26 protein-coding genes and 1 pseudogene are annotated in these 26,650 nt (G+C 37.2%); 9 read left to right on the plus strand and 18 right to left on the minus strand.

Translation table 11 applies throughout. The annotated features are described in order from the left end of the window. Window positions 1-545 precede the first annotated feature (545 nt). The 6 genes and pseudogenes from BMSHG_RS14810 to BMSHG_RS14835 form a co-directional block, all read right to left on the minus strand. Window positions 546-971, minus strand: coding sequence for a hypothetical protein (locus BMSHG_RS14810; RefSeq protein WP_019155230.1), 426 nt, complete (start codon window positions 969-971; stop codon window positions 546-548). Window positions 972-1,128: 157 nt separating this feature from the next. Then, the gene (locus tag BMSHG_RS14815) at window positions 1,129-2,019 is read right to left on the minus strand and encodes a DUF6994 family protein (protein WP_019155231.1); all 891 of its coding nucleotides are present in this window, start codon (window positions 2,017-2,019) and stop codon (window positions 1,129-1,131) included. Between the two features lie 97 nt (window positions 2,020-2,116). Continuing rightward, the gene (locus tag BMSHG_RS28825) at window positions 2,117-2,494 is read right to left on the minus strand and encodes a hypothetical protein (protein WP_019155232.1); all 378 of its coding nucleotides are present in this window, start codon (window positions 2,492-2,494) and stop codon (window positions 2,117-2,119) included. 648 nt (window positions 2,495-3,142) lie between these two features. Then, entirely contained in the window at window positions 3,143-3,670 is a 528-nt protein-coding gene (locus BMSHG_RS14825; protein WP_392397254.1) for a hypothetical protein, read from the minus strand. A gap of 9 nt (window positions 3,671-3,679) precedes the next feature. Next, a pseudogene (locus tag BMSHG_RS28885) lies at window positions 3,680-4,189 on the minus strand (SAR2788 family putative toxin); the annotation flags it as partial. Between the two features lie 85 nt (window positions 4,190-4,274). Next, window positions 4,275-5,108, minus strand: coding sequence for an oxidoreductase (locus BMSHG_RS14835; protein ID WP_019155235.1), 834 nt, complete (start codon window positions 5,106-5,108; stop codon window positions 4,275-4,277). Between the two features lie 170 nt (window positions 5,109-5,278). Here BMSHG_RS14835 and BMSHG_RS26290 point away from each other — a divergent pair, with 170 nt between their 5' ends. From BMSHG_RS26290 to BMSHG_RS14855, 4 genes are all read left to right on the plus strand, one after another. Beyond that, window positions 5,279-5,845, plus strand: a complete 567-nt coding sequence (locus tag BMSHG_RS26290; protein ID WP_019155236.1) for a TetR/AcrR family transcriptional regulator — start codon at window positions 5,279-5,281, stop codon at window positions 5,843-5,845. Between the two features lie 946 nt (window positions 5,846-6,791). Beyond that, complete coding sequence (locus BMSHG_RS14845) at window positions 6,792-6,959, plus strand: helix-turn-helix domain-containing protein (protein WP_019155237.1); 168 nt, start codon at window positions 6,792-6,794, stop codon at window positions 6,957-6,959. Beyond that, window positions 6,956-7,222, plus strand: a complete 267-nt coding sequence (locus tag BMSHG_RS14850) for a hypothetical protein (RefSeq protein ID WP_019155238.1) — start codon at window positions 6,956-6,958, stop codon at window positions 7,220-7,222. The genes BMSHG_RS14845 and BMSHG_RS14850 overlap by 4 nt, the downstream gene beginning before the upstream one ends. Window positions 7,223-7,317: 95 nt before the next feature. Next, complete coding sequence (locus tag BMSHG_RS14855; protein WP_019155239.1) at window positions 7,318-8,136, plus strand: hypothetical protein; 819 nt, start codon at window positions 7,318-7,320, stop codon at window positions 8,134-8,136. Window positions 8,137-8,520: 384 nt separating this feature from the next. Here the strand turns inward: BMSHG_RS14855 and BMSHG_RS14860 are convergent, their stop codons facing one another. Both BMSHG_RS14860 and BMSHG_RS14865 read right to left on the minus strand, forming a co-directional pair. Then, on the minus strand, window positions 8,521-8,850 hold the full coding sequence (locus BMSHG_RS14860) for a hypothetical protein (protein WP_019155240.1): 330 nt from the start codon (window positions 8,848-8,850) through the stop codon (window positions 8,521-8,523). Between the two features lie 61 nt (window positions 8,851-8,911). After that, window positions 8,912-9,526, minus strand: a complete 615-nt coding sequence (locus BMSHG_RS14865; RefSeq protein ID WP_019155241.1) for a DUF4352 domain-containing protein — start codon at window positions 9,524-9,526, stop codon at window positions 8,912-8,914. 256 nt (window positions 9,527-9,782) lie between these two features. Between BMSHG_RS14865 and BMSHG_RS28715 the strand changes: the two genes are divergently transcribed. Continuing rightward, window positions 9,783-9,935, plus strand: coding sequence for a hypothetical protein (locus BMSHG_RS28715; RefSeq protein WP_019155242.1), 153 nt, complete (start codon window positions 9,783-9,785; stop codon window positions 9,933-9,935). Beyond that, window positions 9,932-11,422, plus strand: a complete 1,491-nt coding sequence (locus tag BMSHG_RS14875) for a recombinase family protein (RefSeq protein WP_019155243.1) — start codon at window positions 9,932-9,934, stop codon at window positions 11,420-11,422. Before BMSHG_RS28715 ends, BMSHG_RS14875 begins: the two co-directional genes overlap by 4 nt. A 5-nt stretch (window positions 11,423-11,427) precedes the next feature. On the opposite strand, the gene rlmD is transcribed toward BMSHG_RS14875, so the two are convergent. The 8 genes from rlmD to BMSHG_RS14920 form a co-directional block, all read right to left on the minus strand. Further along, window positions 11,428-12,813 (minus strand): 23S rRNA (uracil(1939)-C(5))-methyltransferase RlmD, encoded by a 1,386-nt coding sequence (rlmD, locus tag BMSHG_RS14880; RefSeq protein ID WP_019155244.1) that lies wholly within the window; start codon window positions 12,811-12,813, stop codon window positions 11,428-11,430. 34 nt (window positions 12,814-12,847) lie between these two features. Next, window positions 12,848-13,696, minus strand: a complete 849-nt coding sequence (locus BMSHG_RS14885) for a DNA-3-methyladenine glycosylase family protein (RefSeq protein WP_019155245.1) — start codon at window positions 13,694-13,696, stop codon at window positions 12,848-12,850. A 333-nt stretch (window positions 13,697-14,029) separates the two neighbouring features. Further along, entirely contained in the window at window positions 14,030-14,842 is an 813-nt protein-coding gene (pdaA, locus tag BMSHG_RS14890; protein ID WP_019155246.1) for a delta-lactam-biosynthetic de-N-acetylase, read from the minus strand. Between the two features lie 76 nt (window positions 14,843-14,918). Next, window positions 14,919-16,157, minus strand: a complete 1,239-nt coding sequence (locus BMSHG_RS14895) for an MFS transporter (protein WP_019155247.1) — start codon at window positions 16,155-16,157, stop codon at window positions 14,919-14,921. An 11-nt stretch (window positions 16,158-16,168) separates the two neighbouring features. Further along, window positions 16,169-17,092 (minus strand): ArsR/SmtB family transcription factor, encoded by a 924-nt coding sequence (locus BMSHG_RS14900; RefSeq protein ID WP_019155248.1) that lies wholly within the window; start codon window positions 17,090-17,092, stop codon window positions 16,169-16,171. A gap of 118 nt (window positions 17,093-17,210) precedes the next feature. Then, the gene (locus tag BMSHG_RS28720) at window positions 17,211-17,738 is read right to left on the minus strand and encodes a CueP family metal-binding protein (RefSeq protein ID WP_173391070.1); all 528 of its coding nucleotides are present in this window, start codon (window positions 17,736-17,738) and stop codon (window positions 17,211-17,213) included. Window positions 17,739-17,941: 203 nt separating this feature from the next. After that, window positions 17,942-19,486, minus strand: a complete 1,545-nt coding sequence (locus BMSHG_RS14915) for a fumarate hydratase (protein ID WP_019155251.1) — start codon at window positions 19,484-19,486, stop codon at window positions 17,942-17,944. A gap of 868 nt (window positions 19,487-20,354) precedes the next feature. Beyond that, window positions 20,355-20,540 carry an SE1561 family protein gene (locus BMSHG_RS14920; protein ID WP_019155252.1) on the minus strand — a complete coding sequence of 62 codons (186 nt, stop codon included), beginning with the start codon at window positions 20,538-20,540 and terminating at the stop codon, window positions 20,355-20,357. 215 nt (window positions 20,541-20,755) lie between these two features. Between BMSHG_RS14920 and yfkAB the strand changes: the two genes are divergently transcribed. Continuing rightward, entirely contained in the window at window positions 20,756-21,877 is a 1,122-nt protein-coding gene (gene yfkAB / locus BMSHG_RS14925) for a radical SAM/CxCxxxxC motif protein YfkAB (protein ID WP_019155253.1), read from the plus strand. Window positions 21,878-21,918: 41 nt separating this feature from the next. On the opposite strand, the gene BMSHG_RS14930 is transcribed toward yfkAB, so the two are convergent. Both BMSHG_RS14930 and BMSHG_RS14935 read right to left on the minus strand, forming a co-directional pair. Beyond that, the gene (locus BMSHG_RS14930; RefSeq protein ID WP_235776393.1) at window positions 21,919-22,668 is read right to left on the minus strand and encodes a YfkD famly protein; all 750 of its coding nucleotides are present in this window, start codon (window positions 22,666-22,668) and stop codon (window positions 21,919-21,921) included. A 166-nt stretch (window positions 22,669-22,834) separates the two neighbouring features. After that, window positions 22,835-23,215 carry an OsmC family protein gene (locus BMSHG_RS14935; RefSeq protein ID WP_019155255.1) on the minus strand — a complete coding sequence of 127 codons (381 nt, stop codon included), beginning with the start codon at window positions 23,213-23,215 and terminating at the stop codon, window positions 22,835-22,837. A 127-nt stretch (window positions 23,216-23,342) separates the two neighbouring features. Between BMSHG_RS14935 and BMSHG_RS26295 the strand changes: the two genes are divergently transcribed. Both BMSHG_RS26295 and BMSHG_RS14945 read left to right on the plus strand, forming a co-directional pair. Continuing rightward, window positions 23,343-24,509: an MFS transporter gene (locus BMSHG_RS26295; protein WP_019155256.1), complete on the plus strand. Its 1,167-nt coding sequence runs from the start codon at window positions 23,343-23,345 to the stop codon at window positions 24,507-24,509. A 210-nt stretch (window positions 24,510-24,719) separates the two neighbouring features. Next, window positions 24,720-26,639, plus strand: a complete 1,920-nt coding sequence (locus BMSHG_RS14945) for a heavy metal translocating P-type ATPase (RefSeq protein WP_019155257.1) — start codon at window positions 24,720-24,722, stop codon at window positions 26,637-26,639. Window positions 26,640-26,650 lie beyond the last annotated feature (11 nt).

Consider the following 26,650-nt stretch of genomic DNA (forward strand, 5'->3'; position numbering starts at 1 on the left):
ATACCGAAGGATCAATAAGTAAATATTATAATAATTATTATCAAACATAAGTTTTTCTTATAATTCGTTCACTCATTATTCAACTATCATGCTCCTTTAGTTCTATACCTTCTGTAAAAGGGGCATTTCTCCTTCTTTAAGGAATGCCCCCGTTTGTAAAATAACCTCAATTGCTTGGTTTACTTCCTAATTCGTTAATGTCAACATACCATGATAAGATCGTCGTGCTATCACGGACATTATTCTTCTTTATTTCCTCCAACAACTTCCGTACACTTTCATCATTAGTAAAACTACCAAATGGTCTAAATATTTCAATTTACGTTTATTGTACCAAGAATATCAAGTAATTATTTAAATATATATAATATTAAGATAATTATAAGCGGACAATAGCAATACTTATACAAGTCCCCTGCTCTGCTAGTACATAATTTCAACAAAAAGGGCACATCTCCTTCTAAAAGAAAAGTACCCTTAGTTAAATATGAATTTTTAATGGACTACAATGCAGACAAATCGATAAATTCCAGTTCCATTTCTGCTTATGCTTTCGAACGATAAACAGTGATTTTTCCATAGGGTTTCAAGTTATCTTGCCACGATCCTATATTTTTCAGAAAATCTTCTCCGTTTTCAGAAATTATCCAACACTCTAAATGCCTATTGATATAGCAAATTGGTGCAGCACATTTCAAATCACATTGTTGACCAACAGTTCCAATAAATCCGCCTTTACCATCTCTTGCGATAATATCTACATATGGAACCGTATAAAATTCTAAATGTGGAATATCATTGTCAAAGATAAATTGAATATCATAATTGTTAGCATATTTTTGATACTCCTCATTTTTATGATAAACACTCATAGGATAAATTGTTGTACCTGCTGGTATAACCTCAGTATCTGGTAAATTTACATTTATGGCTCCAGTTAATTCTGTTCTATCTAGATAAACCTTTCGCATCTCATCCTCCTTTTAATCTTATCTTAAAGTAAAAGCTCATTACTTTTGTGATTTCTTATTGAACCAATAACTGCAAATCTTCTAAGATAAGACATGTAACCACTTACCAGTGATTTAGCATTTCCTGTCGAATTCTCTAAAAGTGTTTATACGTCTTTTATTGAATGTTCAATAATACATTTCTCATTTTGGTTAAATACAAGCTTGAATCAGCAAATTTGCTATAAGCTATTTCCTCTCTTGGAATTGATGTCGGATACACATCGTTAGGACTCAAGTATTTAAACTTATCACCTTCGTGATAGGAACAGAGATTTTTAATTTTATACTCTTTTTCGCACACATAATTATTTAGTTTAAAAAAATTAATAAACCCTTCAAAATCGACAAATTGTTCTAACCATATTTTGTTTTTGTCATAGGAAAATTTTAGTTTGCAAGTTTGTCCTAAGTACCACTCTTTCAAATCAAATAAGGTAAGATCGATTCTATCATATAATCCTTTTTCTCCACCTCTAAATATATTGATAGATTTAAAATCACCTATGAATTGATAGCCAAATTCCCCATTTTGCTTTGGTGTTCCAATCCATCGAGGCCAAATAATATGCCCTCCAAAAGTTCTAGTTGTTTCTAGAAACATTCCTATATGTTCTGCCGTCATTCCAGCTTCACAAGCCCAATATATTGATGGACCGATGTAATCTGACCCCAATCCCATTTGAGCAATTATTGTTTTGGCATCATTTTTTTCTTTAATAATGTTAATTATTAGTTCATAGAAACTATTTCTCTTTCCTTTATTACGCTCTTTTACTTCAACAATCTCAATGTGGTTTCCATTTGGTAATTTAAGACCATTATAATATGTAGATAAGTCCTGATATAATTTGAGACACTTTGAGTCAGGGTCAACGTAAGGCACTTTATTAATTTTCCTTATCCATTTTTCCTCAGCAACAACATCAGCTAATACTATTGACAATGAGTCAGCTGTAAATTTCCCACAACCAATTTCACTCAAATAATTAGTCTTAATATCTAACATAATAAATATCCTCCAAATTCATCTTTGAATATTTCATTGTCATACGCCACAACTACAACCTTCAATAAAGCCATCACTTCTATCTATTCGCATACCACTAGAAATGGTCAAACTTTCTTCTGAATGGAATGTGGATATTGTTGTCATCAAATAGTTTTTCGACACACTCATTAAATGACTCATAATCAAAATTAACTCGCCTCTTATCAATCCTGTTAACAGTTAGACCTGGGATAAAATATCGGAGTGTATTTTTAACGATACCATCAAATAGGTCTAAATGAACTCTTCTTATTTTCCCCGTATAATGTAGATATTTTGCAAAATCATTATCATTTTTATCTTCACTGCTCTCCCAATTACGAATATCTTGTAATACCTTTTTCCAACGTTCATCTGTATTGTCTAAATTTCTTCTACCACTACCTTTTTTGGGATGATTTACCCACATTTGAAATAATTCGTATAGATTCATTTTTAAACTCCTTATTTTAATACATACCATTATACTCCCATGAATTATTTGATGTCTTTTTTATTTTCTAAAAACTAAAAGACCCTCAAAAAAACAGTAAGTGATTTAGCAACAATTAAAGGGATTAGAATTTTTAGCTCATTTTTTTGCAAAAGAATAAACTTTTTCAAGACGGTGCGACTTTTTATATACAGTTCAACTTTATTTCAAAGCCACACTAACTATCCTCTGATAATAAAGCCTTCCCTTAATGGAGAAGATTGGAAGTGTAGCAATTGGGCTTACGGTATTACGGTTAGAAAACACATTGAATAGAGATTGGAATCCTACGGATTGGGAAAATGACTGAAACCCTTGTCGGACAAAGGATTGGACAGATATTGAGCATAAGAAAAAGACTGGACCCGTATTGGATCCAGCCTGGATTCGTATTGATTTTATTACATATCGTAACTGCCCCCTGCTCTTCCCGCATCCTTTGCCGTTTAAATACCAACTTTTTAGCTTGGGGAAGTGGAAAGTGACAGCTATATAGTAGAATACCGACAATTGGTTACTTAAAAGATGTTTTGATCTTGATCCTGTCTCAATAGCGGGGGTCAGTCACTTAAAGGATAGCTCTTTTCAGTACAGGGCTACTTTGTTTAATTAGCAATAAGTATTTTCATTGCCTTCATGAAAAGTATCATAAAGATTTTTATAGTTATCTTTTAACTTGGCAATGTTAGTACCCTCATTTGAAATAATATCAATAACATCAGTGCTTACATATAATAAGTATTCATCGGAATAGAATGAGATATATGCTGTTGATAGTCCTTTTCTCGCAATTAAACAATAGTTATATACATCTACAGGATCAACGTTTTTTATAGTAGCATAGACGATTCCATCATTTGTATCATCTTCTAATACTACGTGTTCTTTCCAATTTTTCAAATAAATAACTTGACCAACTTTTGATTTGGCTGATTTACGTCTTCCATTGAAAATATATTCAGAAATAAAGATAGCATTAATGTCTTTACCCTCATTAAAGACTTGATGAATAATTAATTTCAGGTCAGCTATAGTTAACTTATCAATAATAAAACGTATTCTATTGTCTTGATGGACTTGGAAAAAAGGAGTCTGTCCAGTACAATCAAAATCAATAGTAAAGTCTTGTAATTTCACCAAAATTTATCAGTCTCCTATTCTCTTTAATTCAACGTCGTAGGTTCCTGAACGTGTTTTCTTTGAACCTAAGTTTTTTATAGAGCTGGCTCCCTTCCAAGCACCACCATTATGACCATCTTGGTCTATTGAAATATATTTAGGTTTTCCTTTTTTATTATAAAATTTTTTAGCCCCATGTGAATACTGGTTTTTTACCTCAGTATATCCTAAATCTTTAGCTGCTTCTTTTGCTACAGCTGGGACTGAGTGAATCATAGAAGTAACAATGCTATTAGTCCATTTTTTCACAGCTTGTTTAAGACCTTGCTTTGCTATAAAAGAAACGATAATACCAACTACAGGCCAAATTGATGCCTGTAACTTTGCACTATCATACAAATATTCTTCTCCAGTTTCTTGGTCAATAAAACTAGCTATAAAATTAGCTTCCTCAGTTACTGATAAAAGTTTAATATCAAATTTTTTATCAATCGTATTACCATACACGTCATCTAACTTCGCACTTACAATTAAAGTATAAAAGCCAACCGACCATTCCTTCGAAAAACAGTTGGCTTTTGTTTAGAGTATTTAATATTAAAATATCATTCCTTGTATTTAATCATACTGATTGTCTTAACATTAGATACAGCAGACGATCAAACATTCGATCTGTTAAAACTCTTCTAAAAAATAGCATAGGCTTTGCAAATTGCCCTGCAGCATATCTAGTTTTTGGCCTCTTTGCTTCAATTGCTTTCATAACAATTTTTCCAATCACATATGGTGAGCTTGCTTGATTAATCATATTGCTCGCCATTTTAATATAAGCGTTGGTCATATTAGCATATGCTCCTTTGCCAGATGTCTTTTGAACATATTCCAACATAATATTGGACCATTCACTTTTAATAGATCCTGGTTGAATAACAACTACATCAATACCAAATGGAGCAACCTCCAGACGTAGACAATCTGAATATCCTTCGAGAGCGTGCTTTGTAGCATGATACCATGCTCCTAGAGGAGTATAAATTCTTCCTCCAGTTGAAGAATTGTTAATTATTTTCCCTGACTTTTGTCTTCGCATATGTGGTAAGACTAACTGAGTTAATCGACTTAATCCAAATAAATTCACTTCAAATTGTCTTCTAGCTTCCTCCAAAGTCACATCCTCTACAGCCCCATAGGAACCATACCCTGCATTATTAAACAACACATCAATTCTTCCTTGTTCCTCCATAATCCGATTTATTCCATTAACCATTGATTGTTCATCTGTAACATCTAATGCAATTAATTTAGCTCCCTTCGCCTCCAAATCTAGCATTCTCTCTATTCGTCTTGCCGCACTATAAACTACATAGCCTTTCTCTAATAATAATTCAGTTGTTGCTTTACCCATCCCTGCTGAAGCTCCTGTTATGAGAACGACCCCTTTGTTTCCTTCTGTCATTTTCCCTCTCCTCCTTCTCACCTATAAGTGACACGTTTGTTTACTTATACACACTTGTGTCACTTCGGTAAATAAATTATAATAATTGAAGAAAGGGAGAGTCAATACATCTAGAACAAGTGATACAAATAGGATAATTTGAGTCATTTGTTAAGAAAGAAGGAGATTTAGTGGTTAAAGATAAAAGCAACAATCCCATTTCCATACGTTCAAGAAAGTGGATTATTGATGCACTATTAGAACTAATGAAAGAGAAAGCTTATGACAAAATTACCATTAAAGAGATTACAGACAAAGCAGATTTAGTTCGTAAAACTTTTTATCGAAATTTCGATTCGAAAGATGATGTACTATATGAATATATTAATGAGTTGATGAAACAGGTCGAAAAGGAATTTGAGAATGATCAATCATTGACTCCTTATACAATGGCAACAAAATACTTTACTTTTTGGAGTGAACACATCCATTTTTTACATTTACTCCAACGAAATAATCTTTTCATCATACTTCTGCAACACCTTGATATGTATATGCCTGGCTTAAATGGAAGATATAAAGCGAATATATTAGATGGATTTGATGCTCTCTTTTTGGATTATTACACTATTTTTAATTCTGCCGGAGTGTGGCATATGCTTGAAAGATGGGTTAGCGGAGGAGCAAAAGAGACACCTGAACAGTTAGCTCAGATATACTCAGATATTACATTAAACAATCCTCACAAAAAAAAGTGAAAAATCTGTTTTTAATACACGCTTTCTTTATATTCCTTCTTCCAATAAACACCGAATAATCTGGAGTCTCTTAAAAATCCAGTTTATTCCTTTAATAACAACTATATAATTAGCTGGATAATCGAATTCTTAGAAAAAATAGGGAAAAAAGATAGCTATAGTTATAAGAAAGGCATGAACTATTGAAAAAAGCCTGTTACAGCAAGGATGGAGGAGAAAAGGAGAAGGAAAAACTATAGATTTTGTATTGAGTTTCTATCGAAAAAGAGAAGAGAAAATCCCGGATTCCTATTGAGGTAAAACCGGGATGATATTGGTTCCGAATCGGAAATTTCTATTTTCCTTCGGAAGAGTTTATTTTTTGGTTACACCTTCAACACCAACTCCGTCACTACTTCCACATGTGTCGAGTATATTTCACAGACAACTAATAAGAATTATGGTGACTATACTACTTAATCTTTAGGGCGGTAAATATGAACCGCTCTTTTTTAATCCTAACACTAACAGACATGATAACACTAATATCTTTATAACCCTACCCACTACCGAATGAATTGTTTAGGTTCTAAGCAAGAACCGTAACCCTTGTCCCCTCCGTACCATATTTTCACAAATTAATCCTGTACGTCATCCCTTACCTACCGCAATTATAACCTTTAAAATGGGTGTCCCTTTTCTCTTTTATTATTTTTTACTAATACCTTTAATTGCTCCGTTAGTATCTGCGAACATTTATACCTAGATACCTTCATTTTTCTTTATAAAACACCTACGTTCGCCCTGCCCCAATGCCTAAAATATATTTTCTTATGACGTACAACAGACTTACCAGTCTAATTTTATCAGAATTAGACAAATATATTCTGTTTTACGTTCTTTGTTAGATTTTTTTATTTCTTTCTTATATTGATATTGAACAAATAAAACTTGGAAGGTGGATTATATGAAAATACTTACTGTTAATGAAGTAGCTGAAATACTGAAACTATCAAAATGCAAAGTCTATGCACTTGCTAAGAACGGAGAAATTCCAATCGTTAAAATCGGAGGTTCAATTAGGGTTATTCAGGAAGAACTAGAGAACTTTTTAAAAGGTGGTGAGGTTAAATGATTATAAAAAATCTATCTCATACTCTTACCCTTGAACAAACTGCTAGAGTTCTTGAAAAGTTTAACATTGTATTTACGGTTGAAGGGGTTAAGACAAAGATACAACTACATCAACTAACCGCCATTTCAAAGCCTTATGAGGATAGGAGATATTCAGGCTATCCTTACTTAGTTCTAATCAGTTCTTTAGTAGATTACCTGAGAGATAAAGGCTATTCAGATAACGACATAAAGGACGCTTTACCTGATGGCGTTGAAATCTAATCCCCCACCCTTACGGTGGGTTTTTTTACGCAACTACTATAACACATGCAACGATTACTAAAGGGACTATGACAATACAGGAGGTTATTATTAAAATGAGTATTCCAATGAAAAACACGCTGACAGGTGAGACTGTTAATGTAGCTAGTTACGTGACAGAGGAACAAAAAAGGGCATGGGAGGAAAGACAAAAAAGAACCGTTTACAGGAAGAAGAACATCATTCCGTTTGTTGCCTGTTACCATGACCCTATAATGGAAGTTACACAACACCTTTCATTAACAGAAGGTGGAGCGGTTATGAAACTACTTCACTACTTAAAGCAGAATGGCAAAGGGAAATTATCCAACGCAGGTAAACCCTTATATCAAAAAGACATACAAGCAATACTAGGTAGGGGGTCAACACAGACAAAACAGATAATAAAAAGGCTAGAATACCTTTCTATACTTATTCCAACAAAAGAAGGGCGTTCAAAAGTCTTTTACATTAATGAAAACTTCCACTGTATGGGGAAATTATTAAAGAAACCTTTTACAAAGCTACTAAAGGGACGGTTAAGCATAATTGTAGATGAGCTGCCGCTTAATCAGTTAGGGTTTCTTTATAAGATTTTGCCCTATTTCCACTTTGAAAAGTGTTTTCTTTGTCATAACCCTGACGAGAAAGATTTTAGTGTCATCAGGAAAATGAATAGAGGTGATTTAGCCAAAGCTATTAATCATAACCCTGATGAACTTACTAAGATTGTAAAGAGTCTGACAAAGAAAGGCCTAATTATGACTACTGAGAGTTGTGGTAGTTTATTGTATTATGTATATCCTGACCTAATGTATAGAAAGGATAGTGACGGACAGGACGACTATACAAGAGGTTTAAGGGCAATGTTTGAGGAACATTTAAAAGGTTGCTAATCCTAACCTAAAAGAGTGTTTTGTACGTACGAGTAAAACCGACTGTTTTAGGTATTCTGTACAGGAAAAGCCGTCCCTATTAGACTAAGTAAAAATGCTTGTTAGACCTAGAGCCACAAGGGGTTCTAGGTCTTTCTGTTTTACACTGACTCTTTATTCTTAGATAAATTATAAAACAATGGGTTAATATTTGTGAGTATCCCCTCCGCTTTGCTACGTGGATATACACCTATAATTAACAGGGTCGCTCCGCTCCCCTAATGATAAAGTCTTTTTACATGCCATTATAAAGCAGAACTACATTAGGGCACGAGCGTAGCGAGTGACCTGTGTACCTTGACCGTAGCGGAGCGGAGGGCAAGTACACCAATTTAAAAATGACCCTTATGCTTGTACTTCTATATTATTGTTCTTGTCCTTCCTAAGAAGTCCCATTAGTCCTGCTGGAACTAATAATAATGCAGGTAAAACACCGAATAAACTAATTGAGATTAAAATTCCTATTCCACTTACTAACAACATCCAACCACCAATTTTAGCTTTGAACTTAACTACTATAGAACCTACAATAGCTAAAATCGAGAACAGAAAAGCCATACTTCCTAAATTTGAAATCTCTTCTGACCATACCCCTACAAACAAAGCAAAAAATGACCCACCAAACCCAAAAATACCACCAAGCAAACCTAAAACAAACTCTGTAGTTCTTTTCACTTTTACCACCTCGTATGTTAATTTAAAAAGGCACTCCTTATAAAAAGAAGTGCCTAGATGATTATTTAAGATTAATAACCTCGTATTTTCCACCGCTCCAACCAAATCCACTTGAAACCTGTAGTTGTAAGTCAGTAGCGTCAGCAGGTACTTCAAAAGCTACCTTACCTGTCATGTCCATTTTAGGATTAATTTCTTGCATAAAGAAACCTAAATCGCCATTGTTAATGTACATATCCGCTTCTGTGTTTGAACTGAACTCCGTTCCGTCAGCGTCTACTAATCTAAACATCTCACTATCAATAAATCTCGCTTTCTTATCACTGTTCTTGATAGTAAGGTCAACGATTAAAAATTTACCGCTTGTAGTAAGACTGTCCATATACTCTCTTTTAATCTCTGTTAGTTCTTCTACACCGTTCACTGTATATGCTAGGCTTTCAACTGCAACTTCTTCACCCATACCAAACGCTTTCTTTTCTTCTTCCTTAGGTTCTTCCTTGTTTTCTTCTTTAGCAGTATCATTAGAACTTGTTTCAGTGTCAGCAGGTTCTGTACTTGCTTGTTCTGCTGTATCTTCACCGCCACCCGCAATAGCTATAACGATAATAACTGCGATTAACCAAACCCACCACTTTTTATAAAATGGTTTCTTTACCTTTACCTTTTCAGCCATCATTAATCCCCCTAATTTTTGTAATATTAATGTAATAAAATCCTTGTCCATTATACCACTATTAGGAAAATATAACCACCATTTTCACCAATTACTTTCAGGATATGACACAACATCGGGACTATCAGACAACATACGAGGTTGAATACTTAACTCGACCTTATTCTAGTAACTTCTATCAATTACAAAAACTGAAAAAATTATCGCAACTAATCCCCAACATAGAACGATTGCTACGGTTGAAAGGGGAGATAATATGAATATTCAACGAGTTTTTACAGGGACACAGGATTTTAAATCATTAATCGTTCATCAATTAGAGAAAGAAATTGAAAAGATTGTATCTGCCGCTTACAATGATAGTCAAGTAGATATAGTCGCCATCAATAATGGAGGGCGACAAAAATGAAAGTAGCAGGATATGTACGAGTTTCAACTAATAACGAGGGGCAAAAAGAGTCACCCGAAAATCAAAAACATATGATTTTAGATTACATCAACGAAAATGACTATGACCTTTATGACTTCTACACTGATGTTCAAACAGGTACTACAGACAATCGTGAGGGGTTAAAAAAACTTATTCATGACGCTGAAAACGAAGAATTTGATGTAATAGTAGCTAAAGAGTTAAGCAGATTAGGGCGGAATGTTGAACTACTATATCAGCTTAAACGAATAGCTGAAACAAAAGGTGTTCGCTTAATCACTTTAGATGGGAAAGTTGATACACAAGACTTCTCAAAACAAGCCATGTTCGGTCTTTATGCTTGGATTTATGAGAGTGAAAGTCAACGTATTAGTGACCGTATTAAATCTGTTTATCAAATGAAGTACAAAAGCGGTAAATTTATGGGGAGTATTCCCCCTTATGGTTATAACCTTCATGAAGGAAAACTACTTCTTAGAGATGATTACACAGTAGATATTGTTCGTGACATCTTTGACAAGTACCTAGAAGGTTGGGGGCATGACAAAATAGCAAGGTATCTCACCAATAGAGATATTCCAACGCCATCACAAGTTGTAGGGAAATCTAATGCAGGTTTGTATTGGCAAGGTTCTACTGTGAAAAAGATATTAAAGAACCCCCACTATGTAGGAGACCTTGTACAAGGCAGAGAGACTACTATGAACGTAACAAACAAGACACGTAAAGCAAACAATCCAAACGAATGGATAACCATTTCTCACGCTCACGAGCCTATCATTTCAAGAGATGTGTTTGAACAAGTACAAAAATTACTTGAACAAAAAGCTAGACGTGGTAGGGGCGGAACTAGAAAGAAAAAGCACCTCTTTACAAACATTGCTTATTGTTCTGAATGTGGAAATGGCATGTGGTATCGTGCTAATCGTAAAGGTTATATTTGTGGTACTTATGCTAAACACGGAAATAAAGCATGTTCAAACCATGCAGTAAAGGAACTAGAACTTACTGAAATAATCCTTGATGACCTCAAGAACATGTCTAGTAGTTTAGACCATCCTAACCTAGAAAGTAAAATTGAAAAAAAGGTCAAGGCTACCGCAAAAAAGAACGAGTCTAGACTAGAGTCCATTGAAAAGCAGGTTCAGAAACAAATGGAACTAAAGCGGAACGCTTTACAAAAGTTCATTAGCGAGGATATATCTAAACAGGATTATGATGACTTTGTAAGTATGGTACAAGAAAAGCTACAACAACTTGAATTAGAGAAAGTTGAGATAAAAAAGGAGATGGCAGAAAGTCACGAAACAAGTAAAATCTCTGCCATCATAGAACAACTTAAAGGTTTTTTACAGTTCAATAAGTTAACATCCGAGATGTTGCTACGTTTTGTTGATAAAATCGAAGTAACAGAAAACAAAGATGTTAGGATTTACTATAAATTTGCACAGGTTGAGGGGTTATAATTCCCTCAATCATTTTTTAAAACTAACTGTGAAATACACTCAACATGTGCCGTCTGAGGAAACATGTCCACTGGCTGCATGTATTCAACCTTATATTTTGGCGCTAGGATAGCCATATCCTTTGCTAAAGTAGACGGGTTACAAGAGACATACACAACTTTTTTCGGTTTTACTTGTAAAATGGTTTTCAAGAGTTGCTGATCCAATCCCGTCCGCGGTGGGTCGACGATCACCACATCAGGTCTCCATCCTTCCTTGACCCATTTCGGCATAACTTCTTCCGCTTTTCCAACCACATATTGAGCGTGCTTGATATTATGGCGTTCCGCGTTTTTCTTCGCATCTTCAATTGATTCTCGAATGATGTCCATGCCACGGATTTCCCCTGCCTTGTCGGCAATCCATAATCCAATTGTGCCAACACCACAGTAGGCATCAACGACCTTTTCAGAACCGGTTAACTTCGCAGCATCTTTCACTTCGTTATAAAGTCTGATTGTTTGTTCAGGATTGAGCTGAAAAAAAGTCCTTGCTGATAGCTCAAATTGAAGGTCACCTAGGGTCTCTTGAATAAAATCAGCACCTTCTAATGTCACAGAGTCTTCGCCAAAGATAAGGGAAGTCTTTTGACCATTTACGTTTTGGACAATTGACTTTACTTCTGGAACAGCTTGTTTAATTTTTTGAACAAGCACTTCTTTTTGCGGAAGATTTTTTTGTGCTGTAATTAAGACGATTTGCAGTTCTCCTGTCTGAATCCCCACACGAGCGACAATGGTTCGAACCATCCCTTTTCTCGTCTGTTCATTATAAATCGGAATATTTAAATCCTGTAAAATTCGTTTTACCGCTTCTGTCGCCTTATTTGTAAGCGGGTGCTGGACGACACATTGCTGGATATTGACAAGCTTATGAGAATTGATTCCGTATAGTCCAGCAAGTATTTGTCCATCTCGACTCCCTACTTGGAATTGACTTTTGTTGCGATAATTCCATGGATCATCCATCCCAATTGTGTCACGAATGTCCAATTGCGCTACTGGTAATTTCGTATGTCGCTCAAGAGATTGAATCACAATATCTCGCTTTTCTTTCAGCTGCTGATCATAGCGTAAATGCTGAAGCTGACACCCTCCGCACTCCTCATAAACTGGACATGGGGGCTGAACCCGATAAGGCGATTTCTTCCTGATTTTTTTGATCCGCCCTTCGGCAAACTTTGGTTGTACTTTTGTTGCCTCTACCACAACTTCTTCTCCGGGCAATGCGCCGGGAACAAACACGACTTGTCGCTTGAAATAACCGACTCCTTCTCCATTAATCCCGAGACGCTTAATCGTCAACGGAAATGTCTGCTTTGGCTGTATTTTCACCGTTTGTTCTTTTTTCATGTTGTTCATCTCCATCTATTCGTTCTACAATAATTCACATAGCTTCTTCAATACTTCTCCATAAATAGAGGGAGGCATAGCTTAAATATGGCTCCCAATCCTTTTTATAAAAGTCGATTTCTTCAAGCGTTGGCTTCCTTTCAAGGTTGTACAGCTTTTTCATCGCATTTTGCAAGCCTATATCGGCAACTGGAAATAGATTCGGTCTTCCCAATCCGAACATCAGTAGATTTTGCACCGTCCAAGGTCCAACTCCACGTAACGTAATTAACTCTTTCATTATATCTTCATCAGATTTATCGTAGAGGTTATTTAATTCAAGCTTCCCTTCCACGATCGCCTGAGCAATTCCAATCACATATTCTGCTTTCCGTCCGCTAAATTGAAGTTCTCTTAATTGCTCTACTTTTAGACTTGCCACTGTTTCAGGTTGTGGGTAAAAATAAACACCATCCACTTCAAAGCCAAATGTTTTTACAAACCTTTTTGTTAATGTATGCGCAAAAGATAAATTCAACTGTTGATGGATAATACACTTTAGAAGACAATTATAAGGATCAAAATCCAATACAAGGGGAGTGCCTCGATGCTGATCAAAAATCGGCTGAAGATCGGTTGATTGAAAATGTTCATGAATTTCCGTTAATGAGCGATTCCATTGAAAAATGTGCGTTAATCTTTCCATGATCTCCTCATCCGCCTTTTTGATCTCGAATTCGGGCTCATCTGTTGTACCTACTGCTGTAACTTCAACGACCTTTGGCTCGCTGGTGAGAAGGAGCGGTACCTTAACGCTCCTTCTCACCTTGTCAATGGAATGAAGCGGATCAAGGGAAAGCCGCTCTAATACCAAATCAAAATTATATGGACCTGAAAATCGCATGTTAATCCCACCTACATAATTTGCTCGTATTATAGCATTTTTTGAATTAAAATACGAAAAAAGCCCCTCACTAAAGAAGGGCAGCTTATCTTCCATAAATTAAAAGGAAAATTTCCTGTTATATCTCAAGTGGTGCTCATTTCGGGGAAAATAAGGGAAGTTTTTCCGCTTACGCATGCGATAATCGCCTTTCTTCACTTTTTTCAAGTCGATAGGCGGAATTTCTTCCTCTATTTAAGCTATTCCTATGGGTATTCAACATTTAAGCGGAATTTCTCCTTTTATCTCCATTCAACCATGTCCGTTATAACTCGAAAACGAACGAAAAGACGTTCAATTCTGGTGGGTCTTTTTCTTTGAAAATAACATCGGATTTTTCGTTGATTTTCTTTTTGTGAGATCGTCTAGACTTTTAAATGTATAACCTTTCTTTTTCAAATCTTGAATCGCCTGTTCCAAAGCATCGGCATTGTCTTTCGAAACGGTATGCAGGAGAATAACAGCACCAGGATGAATCTGTCTCATGATGTTATCGTAGGCATATTGCGCTCCTTTTTGTTGATCGATCTTCCAATCAACAAAAGCAACGGACCACATGACATGTGTGTACCCTGCTTCTTTTGCTAACTTTAACGTTCGCTCGCTTAAAACTCCTCGTGGCGGACGAAGGTACACCATATTTTTAATCCCTGTAATTTCTTCCGTCTTTGCACGTACCTTTTCCAGCTCCCTTTTTAAACGGTCATCATCCACCTTTGTTAAATCTGGATGATAATAAGAATGGTTACCAATGATGTGACCTTCCTTCGCCATTCTCTTTACTAATTCTGGCTGGCTTTCTAAATAATGACCGGTGACAAAGAAAGTAGCAGGCACTTTTTCACTTTTTAAAACATCTAGAAATTTTGCTGTATAGCCATTTTCATAGCCATTATCAAAGGTTAAATAAATATCTTTCGTATCCGGATCTCCTTTATAAAAAGCATCATATTTATCCAATAGCTCATCTAGCTCTTTACCTGCTTCAGCTGGTTGCTCATCTTTTCCCTTTTTAAAGCCCCATTGAACGGGAGCATTGCTGACACTTGCAAAAGCTGGTGTCGCAACAAGCAGAAACACGAATAATAACCCTATATATCTTCTCATGAAAAACCGTCCTCCTAACACTTTTTCCTTATTTTTTGTTAGGAAGGTGGAAAAGATGATTTACAGTTATTAACATTTATTGTGAAACTTTATGTTCTTCTGTCTTCACAATGGTTTGATCATTAAGTTTTTCAAAAATCGGATGCATCCAGCAAATTAAATTTGTTATGATCGTCAACATTCCTAATACCGCAAACAAAAGAGGGATCGAAAAGACTTCTGCAAATACACCACCTAAAGCTGCACCAAATGGAATGCCTGCTTGAGCAAGTAAAATTCGCACAGAAAACACTCTACCTCTCAAATGATCAGGCACTCTTTGTTGATATAAGGTCGTATTGTTGATATTAAAAATAAACGCAAATAAACCTTGCCCGAAAGAAAAGACGACCGCAACCCAATAATAAGGTGTCCAAGCTAAGCCGAGTAAAAATAGGCCATTCATAAATAAGGAGCCGAGCATGACCCGCTTTCGATTTTTCGGTTCTTTTAATGTCCCTGTTACTAATGAGCCGCCGACCATTCCTAAAGAAAAAGCAGAAGTGAAAAGTCCATATTGAAAGGCCGTTCCCCCTAATTCATCGGTGATATACGGTAAAAACATTGGCTGCGCAGCCCCAGAACTGAAATTGATAAACATCATCATGACGCCGACCCAGAACAAGACAGGATAAATACGGAAAAATTGGAGCCCTTCTTTAAATTGGACAAACCAGCTTTCTCTTTGCTCCACTTTTTCTTTTTTCGAACTCGGGTTCATCATTAATAATACGCCCGCAATTCCTAAAGCTGAAATCAGGACAATAAGAACCAATTCTACATGAAAAGCAGAAATCAATATTCCCCCTAATGTTGGGCCTAATAAAGTCATGAGCTGTCCTGTTCCTTCTAAAATAGAATTCCCTTTTGTTAATTTATCTTTTGGTAAAATGTCCGCAACATACGCCATACTTGCTGGGTAAAATAAAGGTTGCGCTAAACCAATTGCGACCGAAACGAGATACAAATGCCACGATTGCAAAAGACCCAACGGCAATAGAATAATCGGAATGAGAAAAACAGCAGCTCGAAACCACTCCGAAAAAATCATCACTTTTTTACGATCCCAGCGATCCAGATAAGGGCCAGCAAACATTTGAATCATGATATTTGGCAACATGAACGATAGCCAAATACTCCCCATCGCCATTTTTGATCCAGTCATGTCATAAACTAGCCATGAGATCGAAAACGTTGCAAACGTGCTCCCTAATCCAGATGCGGCTAACGCCAGCCAAAGAAACACAAATTTCCGATCCAAAAATAACTCCTTCATTCCTCTTCCCCCTACTCCCTATTCGGTTTTAAAAATTGCTGAAAATCTTCATAAATTCCCTTCAAGCCTTCTTCCCTTAGGCAGAAGCGTTCAGAAGAATCGGGAGACATGATAACTTGAATGAAACCAGCTGCCCGCAAAATAACTAAATGATGATGCACAGTACTTTTTGCTAGACCAATGAACTTTACGATGTCTGTAAAACTGCGTTCATGTTGAACAAGATATCGAAGAATTTGCAGACGGCTTTTATCTGACAAAGCCACACTCCTTCTCATCAATCTTGGCGAAGGCTCTTCAGTCGTAGGGATTAGATCAACAGGATAACCATAAAAATGAATATGTTGATAATGGGAATACGTATTGATCGGACTTGCGTGGTACACAGGATAAAGAACGACCTTCTTTACGTCCGTAAATCCTTTCAAAAGTAGTCCATTCGTAACTTTCTCGACAAATTCAATTGGGTTCTCAGTGTCTAACTGGTTTAATTTTTGCTTGAAATCCAGTTCTAATGTGGAAAGGATGTTGGGGTCTATATGTCGAAAGTATTCTTCATTCCAACTTTGCAATATCTGAAGACTTTTTTGAAAGGTGCCTTGATAGGAAGCTCGTTTATCTTCTGGAACATGTAAATGCTTTATGGAGAAATCTATTACTTCATGTTCTTCTGTTCTGAGAAGTTCTTGAATAATTTGCTCAATCGTAAAATTTTTTACTTCCATGCTAAAAATGTACTCATATAAAAGGCCTAGCCCCTCCTTTTGTTCAGATTCTAAAGCTTCTGCAAACTCTGGAGTAATGGTTTTCTTAATCTCGTTCCTCCATTTTGTCCCCAATTCAACCTTTTTATAAAAACTAGGCTGGGTATAGACATGCAAACTATTTAGCAATTCATACACTGGATGAAAACGTAATTCAAGCGAAAAAGACATATATTTGTTCGACCCCCATCTAACTAATTAGTTCGATTATAAACGAACTAATCAGAAAAATGCAATATTTTCTCAAAAAAAAACAAACGCTCATTAAGTACAAGCGTTTGTTCGTGGCTTAATTCAGTTGCATCGTTGTTATACAAGTCCCATCTTTTTCAAAAGTAGAAAGGTCAGATTCAACGGTTTTACCATCATAGGCAATCGTAACAGCATACGTTTTTTTACGTGGTAACCATAAATCGATAAATCCATTCTCTAGGGACGTTATTTTTTCATCTACGATCACATTTCCATCTTCATCTTCAATGAACACATCAAATTCTTGTTCTACCAATTCTCCTTGACAACCTGTCAAGTTATGATTCATTCAGGGATGGGTGTCATTGATATAAGGAGCAATGGATACAAAGAATTCATCCTCTGGGAGGTCATATACCGTTTCTTTATTGTCTTCGTCAGTAACGATCAATTGTGTAGCGGTAATAGACGCTTTTTCATTCTCAATACTCTTAGTACTATAATCATTTACTAGTTGCTTTATGTCTACCGACTCATTCTCGTTAGAGCTCGTATCATCTCCAGAATTACAAGCTACTAACAACATGCTGGCAAACAAAATAAGAGTCAAAATTTTGAACTTCATTCTGTCACCTCTCAATAAATTTTCCCTATTATCGTATTATACTATTTCTCCCACCCTTGAAAATCGATCTCTACGACTTGACACAATATCTTCAACATTTTAAGACAAAAAAATGAAGACCCTTGACATTCATCAGGTCTTCATTTTCCTTTGATTAAGGCCCTTTTCGAAGAAATAAACAGTTCTTACGAAGACTGCCTTTATTAAAATACGCGATCTTTAAATTGAGCTAATTTTTCTAAGGAGGATTTATCTACATCCTGATGAAGACTGTTTCCGTGAGCATCCATCGTTACAACTGCCGTAAATCCTTCTACTGTTAAATGCCACATTGCTTCTGGAATTCCAAATTGCATGAGATCAACACCATCGACAGATTTAATACAATCAGCGTAATATTGGGCTGCCCCACCAATGGCATTTAAGTAGACACCACCATGTTCTTCAAGTGCCGCTAACGTCTTAGGTCCCATTCCACCTTTGCCAATAACCGCACGAATACCGAATTTCTTCATGATGTCCCCTTGATAAGGCTCCTCACGAATACTTGTTGTTGGACCTGCAGCTTTAACATGCCAATTTCCGTCTTCATCCTTGAGCATTACTGGACCACAGTGATAAATGATTTGCCCATTTAGATCTACAGGTGCGTCATTTTCGGATAAATACTTATGAATGGCATCACGACCTGTATACATTCTGCCATCGATACGAACAACATCCCCGACTTTTAATTCACGGATTTGTTCTTCTGTAATCGGAGCTTTTAGAGTAATTACCTTTGTTTCTGTTTCACTCGTTGCAGCTGTTTCTTTTTCAGCCTCTTGACCAAAATCAATTTTATCTCCTTCTTGGTAGAGCCATTCATGGATCTCGCCAGTTTCTGGATTGATTTTTACCCCTAGACGACGGAATGCCCAGCAATTATAAGCAACCGATACGAAGAAACTGGCCGGAATACGATTCATGACACCAATTTTACAACCAAGTAATGTCGTTTCACCACCGAATCCCATCGTTCCAATTCCTAATTCATTGGCATTTTCCATAATATATTCTTCTAATTTCCGCAAGTCTTCATGTGGGTTCACATCATCATTTGATCGGAAAAGTTGTTCTTTAGCGAGATCGTAGCCAGAAGAACGGTCTCCCCCAATCCCAACACCAATGAAACCTGCACTACATCCTTGACCTTGTGCTTGATACACTGAATGCATAATACATTTACGAATTCCGTCTAAGTCACGTCCTGCACGACCTAATCCATCAAGTTCACAAGGTAAGCTGTATTGAATATTTTTATTTTCACAGCCGCCCCCTTTTAAAATAAGGCGAGCATCAATATAATCCTTTTCCCATTGCTCAAATTTGACGACCGGAAGTCCAAGCCCAAGATTATCTCCACTATTCTCCCCTGTTAATGAATCAACTGAGTTCGGTCGAAGCTTACCATCCTTTGTAGCTTGCGCAATCGCATTTTGGATCGCATTTTTGAGTTCAATTTGGTTGACTCCTACTGGTGTTTTGATTTTGAAAGTTGGCAGTCCTGTATCTTGGCAAATCGGTGAGACATTATCATCCGCCATTTTTATATTATTAGTTATAGTCGCTAGGCTCATCGCTGCACGAGTTCCTGCGCTCTCCATTTCCTTAGCCGCTTTAACCGCACGACGAACGTCCTTAGGCAAGTTTGTGGAAGTTTCAACAACTAACTCATACATACTGTCTTGAAATTTTTCGATGTTCATCCGTGATTCCCCTTTCCCTTTTTGGAAAACTCTTTCTTTCGTGAAGCGCTGCTACCTTTTTACCCTCAGTTAAAAGTAAACGCTTTAGATTAATCATTTGCGAATATTTCAATAATTCCTCGGTTTTTATTATACTCCTATCAGCAATTGAAAGAAAGACAAGTGAACCTGATCTTTTTTTGGAAATGGGAAAACTTTTTTAAGATATTGATGGGGAATTTAGTGATTAAGAAGACAATTTGTAAGGGATTGCAGCTGGAATTGACCCCTCTTTTCATTCTGTGCTCTCTATGAGGACAAACTTTCCTCCTTTTCGTTCGACTTTGTCCTCATGAAACCCTTATGAGGACAAACTTTCTTCCTTTTCGTTCGACTTTGTCCTCATGAAACCCTTATGAGGACAAACTTTCTTCCTTTTCGTTCGACTTTGTCCTCATGAACACCCTATGAGGACAAACTTTTCTTCGTTTTCGTTCGACTTTGTCCTCATGAACCCTCTATGAGGACAAACTTTCTTCCTTTTCGTCTGACTTTGTCCTCATGAACTCTCTATGAGGACAAACTTTTCTCGTTTTCGTCTGACTTTGTCCTCATGAACTCTCTATGAGGACAAACTTTTCTCGTTTTCGTTCGACTTTGTCCTCATGAACTCTCTATGAGGACAAACTTTCTTCCTTTTCGTTCGACTTTGTCCTCATGAACCCTCTATGAGGACAAACTTCTCCCGATCCACCCTCGACTTTGTCCTCATGAACACCCTATGAGGACATTCTTCTCCCGATACTCTCTCGACTTTGTCCACCTCATGAACCCCGGTTACCCCACAATAAAAAAAAAGGATGCTCTCTACAGAACATCCTCATAAAACCTATTCGTCTCGGTTTTTGAATTCACGACATTTTGATTCAAGGTCATCAATGATCGAAATTAGACGATCGATGTCCTCTAATTCTGTACTTTCAGGCTCTATCGCATCTAAAAGGTCCATAAACATTGTTAATCGTTGCTTTAAAAAAACGACTTGATCGCCTTGTTCTTTAATTGGACTACCCACTACAAATTCGCTCCTTTTTGCAAATACTCGTCTTCCATCCTACAGAAAAGACGCTTAATACGCAATATTGATTTTCAACATTCCTGCTATCTATAGGTTTCCCAGCATATATTTTTAAGAAAAGCATTGACAGAACTCGCCCGCAAACTGATAATTACGAAGTGAATTTCAACATGGTCTTCCATGACCATTTTGTTAAAAGGAGTTTTGTTACGATGAACGCAAGTAAAAAAGCTATTACCCCAAGCTTCGATCCATGGGAAGCTTATATGGATATCGAGCAATATAAGAAACTAACGTTAACGAATATTGAATTTACTACCACCACTTTATGCAATATGCGTTGTGAACATTGTGCTGTTGGGTATACTTTGCAGCCGAAAGATCCAAACGGACTTCCATTTGAACTGCTCGCAAAACGATTAGATGAAATTCCTACTCTTCGTTCTTTAAGCATCACAGGTGGAGAGCCAATGCTTTCGAAAAAATCCGTTGAGCAATATGTGCTTCCTTTACTTCAGTATGCCCATTCAAGAGGAGTTCGAACGCAAATGAACTCGAATTTAACCCTTGACCTTGAGCGCTATGAAAAAATTGCACCTTATCTAGACGTGTTACATATTTCTCATAATTGGGGAACGTTAGAGGACTTCGTTGAAGGTGGATTTGCGATGATGGAACGTAAGCCTACTTTCGAGCAGAGGGCAGTTCTTTTTCAACGGATGATCGAAAATAGCCGTGCCCTTTCCGAAGCTGGCGTTATGGTGTCAGCGGAAACAATGTTGAGCAAAAGGACCTTACCTCATTTAGAAGACATCCATCGTCAAATCGTTGAGGAAATGAAATGCGGAAGACACGAGATTCACCCGATGTACCCATCAGATTTTGCTTCAAATTTGGAAGTATTAAGTTTAGACGAAGTTCGTGCAGCCATCCATCATCTATTGGATATTCGCGACGAAGAAACGTGGATGCTCTTTGGAACACTCCCTTTTTATCCATGCAATAAAAGGGAAGAAGATTTAACCCTTTTAAAACGACTTTACAATAGTAAAAAGGTAACTGTTCGTAATGATCCAGACGGACGCTCTCGATTAAATGTCAATATTTTCACAGGGGATGTGATTGTCACCGATTTTGGAGATACTCCTGCACTGGGAAATATCCAAAGAAATTCCTTACAGGATGCCTATGAAAAATGGATGCAAACCGATTTAGCGAAAAGTTTAAACTGCCATTGTCCAGCCGTTCGCTGTTTAGGACCGAATGTGTTAGTGAAGAACAGCTACTACCAGGACATTGATTTTCAAAAAAGAACAGCTACTATCGCACTCTAAACAACAAAAACGTCGAACCAAATGATTCGACGTTTTTCTATTTATCTCGGACGTTCTGTTGCGACAAATCCGAATGACACATAATCTTGTACCGGAATCCATGCACCAATGCCTTGAGAGGTTACGTTTTTGACGACGATCATTTTCTTATTTCCTTTAAGCATTAAATACACTTCGCCGTACGTAACCTTGCCTTTTTCATTCACTGCTGGGACGTATCCATATAAATATCCTAATCTTTTTGGCGGGATATTATAATACTGATCCTTTTTTGTACCTGCACCGACGACTGTTTCAAATGCAAGAGGCAGATTCAACTTCTCCGCCGCCTTAAGGAGCATCATTTTTTTTACATCTTCAGCTTGGGGAACCTTGGCCGTCAATCCACCCTTCACGACCTTTTGAGCTTCTTGAACGTAATGAATCTGATAATTGGCTTTTCCACCACGGTTATCATAATAGTTCGTATTAATTTTTTGATATTCCCAATTTGGCGAGGTCTCTGTTGATTCATAATTGAGAGGCCACTGACCTAAATAGATAACAGCTCGGTAACCAAAGGCAAATGGCGTACTATTTACATTCGTCTCATTGAGCATTCGAATCAGATCAGGATTTTCAATTTTCACTTTAGAACTAGAAATGAGTTCTTCCGTTAATTCGCTTGGTTGCAATGTTGGCAAATCCTGCGTCGGATTCGGATACGTATTTTCCTTCGTTATGTTTAAAACTGAATTCGGAATCTTGACTGCTTCTTTTTTTGCGGCAGCCGAGGTTGATATTACAGACATTTGTATTATAAGTAATCCAACAACGATACCAGAAACCAATTTTTTCATGATGAGCTGAACTCCTTTCACTAATGGATGAGTCAATTTCAACCTCACATAAATTGGAATTAACTCCTGTCCATAGTTTTTTCAGAGTTCTTACATCTTATCCAACATTTTGTTAGCATTATTTAATCTCAAAAGTTTCCTCAATTTCGATACTGCCCATAACAGATTGGACCATAGAGCAGTTTTTCGTCGTTAGCGCCATAATTTTTTCCATTTGCGGCTCCGTGATCTCAATTCCAGTAAGGGTAAAATGAAGGTGAATCTTCTCAATTCGGTCAGCCATATCTGGATTTCGGATGACATCTGCTTTAATGTGGACATCCTCATACGGAATCCGTTTCTTCTCTAATATTTTTCGCATGACTCCTCCACTACAAACAGCTACTGATGAAACCAATAATTGAAATGGGCGGAACCCATGACTCTCATCCCCTGCAATATTTAGTCTTCCATTTGCTGTTTCTGTGTAAAAGCCAACTTCCTTCATATGAAATTCCATCTTCATCATCCTCCTCGTCACTACTTCTATCATACAGAGAGCGAGCTTCATTGACAAAAATCTACTTGCCAAAAGTTCATTATCTCATGTACCATCAGGGAGAATACATAGATAACGAGGTATACATATGAACATTCGTCTCTGGGTTCTCGTCGGAATTGTCGCCATCTCTGGTTTTTCGCAAGGGATGATCCTTCCGCTCATTGCCATCATTTTCGAACAAGATGGCATTTCATCAGCCATTAATGGTTTACATGCAACGAGTATTTACATCGGGATTTTACTGATTTCACCCTTTTTAGAAAAACCGCTCAGAAAATTTGGATATAAACCAATCATCATTCTCGGAGGACTGATTGTACTACTATCCCTATTTCTTTTCCCATTTTGGAAGTCACTTTGGTTTTGGTTTGTGTTACGGCTTTTAATCGGAATTGGGGATAATATGCTTCATTTCGGCACACAGACGTGGATTACATCCTTTTCCACTGCGCAAAATCGGGGCAGAAACATTGCTTTATATGGACTCTTTTTTAGTTTAGGATTTGCGATTGGACCGATGATGACAAGGCTTTTAGTGATCAATGAATCTCTGCCATTTATCATTTCTGCAGGGTTAAGCTTTGCTGCATGGGTGACAATTTTTCTCCTAAAAAATGAAATTCCTGAGCAAGATTCGTCAGACGCAACCTCTTTTTTTGGTACGTTTCAACGATTCGGTCAAGTGTGGAAATACGCTTGGGTTGCCTTCCTTCCTCCATTTGGCTATGGGTTTCTCGAAGCAACCTTAAATGGAAATTTTCCGGTTTATGCTTTACGCATTGGCATCGATATTAATGCTGTCTCGATTATCTTACCAGCTTTTGCGATTGGTACGATTGTCTTTCAAATGCCCCTCGGACTTTTGAGCGACCGTTATGGCCGAAAGAGAATTTTACGCTTCGTCATGATTTCAGGCTTTTTCACCTTTATCGTTGCTGGAATCTTTGAAGGTTCAGAAGTCGCCTTGTTCTCATGCTTTTTTATCGCAGGGATGCTTGTCGGTTCCACCTTCTCACTCGGGATATCCTATATGGCCGATCTCCTCCCTAAAAAGCTATTGCCAGCAGGGAATATTATGTGTAGTGTATTTTTTAGTTTTGGGAGCATCACCGGTCCATTCATCGGTGGAATGATGATTCAATATGCACAAGGCGTGAGCTTCTTTTATTTGATTTCTCTTATGCTTCTTTCCATTTTCATCGCCTTGTTTTTCTTTCGACCACAGAATCATGAAATACATTCCTACGAATAAGGGTCTCGCACGAAATGAGCCAAAAATAAAAGGCTTTACTTATGTACCAATCATGATATAATTAGAATAAATATAAATAAGAATTTCGATTGCATTTCCGCTGTTGCCTATCAGGTGACGGCTTTCGTGTTTTATTAGGGTATTGATGTTGATTATTTTTCTCAATTAGAAATAACTAATTGAAATTTGTTATCATAGGGGGATATCGAAATGGATGTAGAAATAAAGGGAATAACAAATGCACAATCCAGTGAAGAAAGTCTTTTTGATAAAATATGGCCACACGCCGAACTGATTGCAGCAATCATCAGCGGGGTATTGATTGTTGTCGGCTGGATACTTGAAAAAAATGAGCTTACTACCGTCTCAATCATTTCCTTTGTATTAGCATTTATCATCGGAGGATATGCGAAAGCAAAGGAAGGGATTGAAAGCACGATTGCGGAAAGAGAGCTAAATGTAGAAATGCTCATGATTTTCGCAGCTATTGGTTCCGCCACTATTGGGTACTGGACGGAGGGGGCCATTCTCATTTTTATTTTTTCCTTAAGTGGTGCCCTTGAGACTTATACGATGAATAAAAGTCATAAGGAAATCTCAGCACTGATGGAATTACAACCACAAGAAGCATTAGTCGTGACAAATGGGATCGAAAAAATCACCCCTGTTTCTGAATTAAGAATTGGCGATCTCATTCTCATAAAGCCTGGTGAAAGAGTTCCTTCAGATGGAAAAATCGTTAAAGGGCAGAGCCATCTGGACGAAGCGGCGATTACGGGCGAGTCGATCCCCGTTTCCAAAGGGATAGACGAGGAGATCTTTGCCGGAACTGTTAATCTCAATGGTTCGATTACCGTTGAAATCACGAAAGAAAGTAACGATACGCTTTTTCAAAAGATCATTCAACTTGTTCAGTCTGCTCAAAGTGAAAAGTCCCCTTCGCAGCTTTTCATTGAAAAATTTGAAGGAACTTATGTCAAAGTCGTTCTCTCAGTTGTCGCTCTAATGATGTTCTTGCCTCATTATTTATTAGGTTGGAGCTGGACCGAAACCTTTTATCGAGCGATGATTTTATTGGTCGTTGCCTCTCCTTGCGCACTTGTTGCCTCGATCATGCCAGCAACCTTGTCTGCCATTTCGACGGGGGCAAGGCGGGGGATTCTTTTTAAAGGTGGTGTCCATTTAGAAAATTTAAGTCATTTGCGTGCCATCGCCTTTGATAAAACAGGCACCTTAACAAAAGGTAAGCCTGAAGTAACCGATCTATTAACAGGAGAAGGAATATCTAAACAGGAGCTCCTATTAAAAACAGCCGCCATTGAAAGTCATTCCAATCATCCGTTAGCCAATGCGATCGTTAAATATGCTAAGGAACATATACAAGAACCCCTCACTCAACCAGAGGGTATTGAAGACGTTTCAGGATATGGTGTTAAAGCCACTTACGAGCAAGAATTATGGAAAATCGGAAAAGCTGATTTTGTTGGAAAAGAAGAAGCTGACGCCTTCTTAAATGGTGTTGCATCCAATTTAGCTGTAGAAGGAAAAACGATTGTTTTTGCACAAAAAAACGGAGAAATCGTTGGCTTAATTGCCTTGAAGGATGTAGTCCGAGAAGAAACAAAAATCGCGATTGATCAGTTAAAACAAAAAGGAATTTACACATTCATGCTAACTGGTGATAGTGAGAATACAGCAAAAGCCATTGCGTCTGAAAGCCATGTCACTGATTATGTGGCTGAGTGCTTACCTGAGGACAAAGTTGAGAATTTAAAGAAATTAAAGGAGAAATTCGGACATGTGGCGATGGTTGGTGATGGTATCAATGATGCACCTGCGTTAGCAACGGCTAACGTCGGAATCGCCATGGGAGATGGGTCAGGCGTTGCTTTGGAAACAGCAGATGTCGTGCTTATGAAAAATGATTTACCTCGAATCGCTGAGGCCATACAGCTATCCGACAAAATGAACCGAATTATTAAGCAAAACATTATTTTTTCCATTTCCGTTATTATGGTATTGATTATCTCCAACTTCCTGCAATTCATCGACCTTCCTTTTGGTGTGATTGGTCATGAAGGAAGTACGATATTAGTGATTTTAAATGGGTTACGATTATTAAAATCCTAACAAGCTGTTGC

The organism is Robertmurraya massiliosenegalensis JC6, from assembly GCF_000311725.1.
Classification (GTDB): Bacteria; Bacillota; Bacilli; order Bacillales; family Cytobacillaceae; genus Robertmurraya; species Robertmurraya massiliosenegalensis.

Excerpts from the sequence above, each read along its gene's own strand:
- BMSHG_RS14935 (WP_019155255.1), bottom strand. The coding sequence starts at position 23,215 with ATGGAATTTCATATGAAGGAAGTTGGCTTTTACACAGAAACAGCAAAT.
- BMSHG_RS14845 (WP_019155237.1), top strand. The coding sequence starts at position 6,792 with ATGAAAATACTTACTGTTAATGAAGTAGCTGAAATACTGAAACTATCA.
- BMSHG_RS14875 (WP_019155243.1), top strand. The coding sequence starts at position 9,932 with ATGAAAGTAGCAGGATATGTACGAGTTTCAACTAATAACGAGGGGCAA.
- BMSHG_RS28825 (WP_019155232.1), bottom strand. The coding sequence starts at position 2,494 with ATGAATCTATACGAATTATTTCAAATGTGGGTAAATCATCCCAAAAAA.
- BMSHG_RS14850 (WP_019155238.1), top strand. The coding sequence starts at position 6,956 with ATGATTATAAAAAATCTATCTCATACTCTTACCCTTGAACAAACTGCT.
- BMSHG_RS14865 (WP_019155241.1), bottom strand. The coding sequence starts at position 9,526 with ATGGCTGAAAAGGTAAAGGTAAAGAAACCATTTTATAAAAAGTGGTGG.
- BMSHG_RS14810 (WP_019155230.1), bottom strand. The coding sequence starts at position 971 with ATGCGAAAGGTTTATCTAGATAGAACAGAATTAACTGGAGCCATAAAT.
- BMSHG_RS14835 (WP_019155235.1), bottom strand. The coding sequence starts at position 5,108 with ATGACAGAAGGAAACAAAGGGGTCGTTCTCATAACAGGAGCTTCAGCA.
- BMSHG_RS14895 (WP_019155247.1), bottom strand. The coding sequence starts at position 16,157 with ATGAAGGAGTTATTTTTGGATCGGAAATTTGTGTTTCTTTGGCTGGCG.
- yfkAB (WP_019155253.1), top strand. The coding sequence starts at position 20,756 with ATGAACGCAAGTAAAAAAGCTATTACCCCAAGCTTCGATCCATGGGAA.
- BMSHG_RS14945 (WP_019155257.1), top strand. The coding sequence starts at position 24,720 with ATGGATGTAGAAATAAAGGGAATAACAAATGCACAATCCAGTGAAGAA.
- BMSHG_RS14900 (WP_019155248.1), bottom strand. The coding sequence starts at position 17,092 with ATGTCTTTTTCGCTTGAATTACGTTTTCATCCAGTGTATGAATTGCTA.
- BMSHG_RS28715 (WP_019155242.1), top strand. The coding sequence starts at position 9,783 with ATGAATATTCAACGAGTTTTTACAGGGACACAGGATTTTAAATCATTA.
- rlmD (WP_019155244.1), bottom strand. The coding sequence starts at position 12,813 with ATGAAAAAAGAACAAACGGTGAAAATACAGCCAAAGCAGACATTTCCG.
- BMSHG_RS14815 (WP_019155231.1), bottom strand. The coding sequence starts at position 2,019 with ATGTTAGATATTAAGACTAATTATTTGAGTGAAATTGGTTGTGGGAAA.
- BMSHG_RS14855 (WP_019155239.1), top strand. The coding sequence starts at position 7,318 with ATGAGTATTCCAATGAAAAACACGCTGACAGGTGAGACTGTTAATGTA.
- BMSHG_RS14930 (WP_235776393.1), bottom strand. The coding sequence starts at position 22,668 with ATGTCTGTAATATCAACCTCGGCTGCCGCAAAAAAAGAAGCAGTCAAG.
- pdaA (WP_019155246.1), bottom strand. The coding sequence starts at position 14,842 with ATGAGAAGATATATAGGGTTATTATTCGTGTTTCTGCTTGTTGCGACA.
- BMSHG_RS26295 (WP_019155256.1), top strand. The coding sequence starts at position 23,343 with ATGAACATTCGTCTCTGGGTTCTCGTCGGAATTGTCGCCATCTCTGGT.
- BMSHG_RS14885 (WP_019155245.1), bottom strand. The coding sequence starts at position 13,696 with ATGCGATTTTCAGGTCCATATAATTTTGATTTGGTATTAGAGCGGCTT.
- BMSHG_RS14915 (WP_019155251.1), bottom strand. The coding sequence starts at position 19,486 with ATGAACATCGAAAAATTTCAAGACAGTATGTATGAGTTAGTTGTTGAA.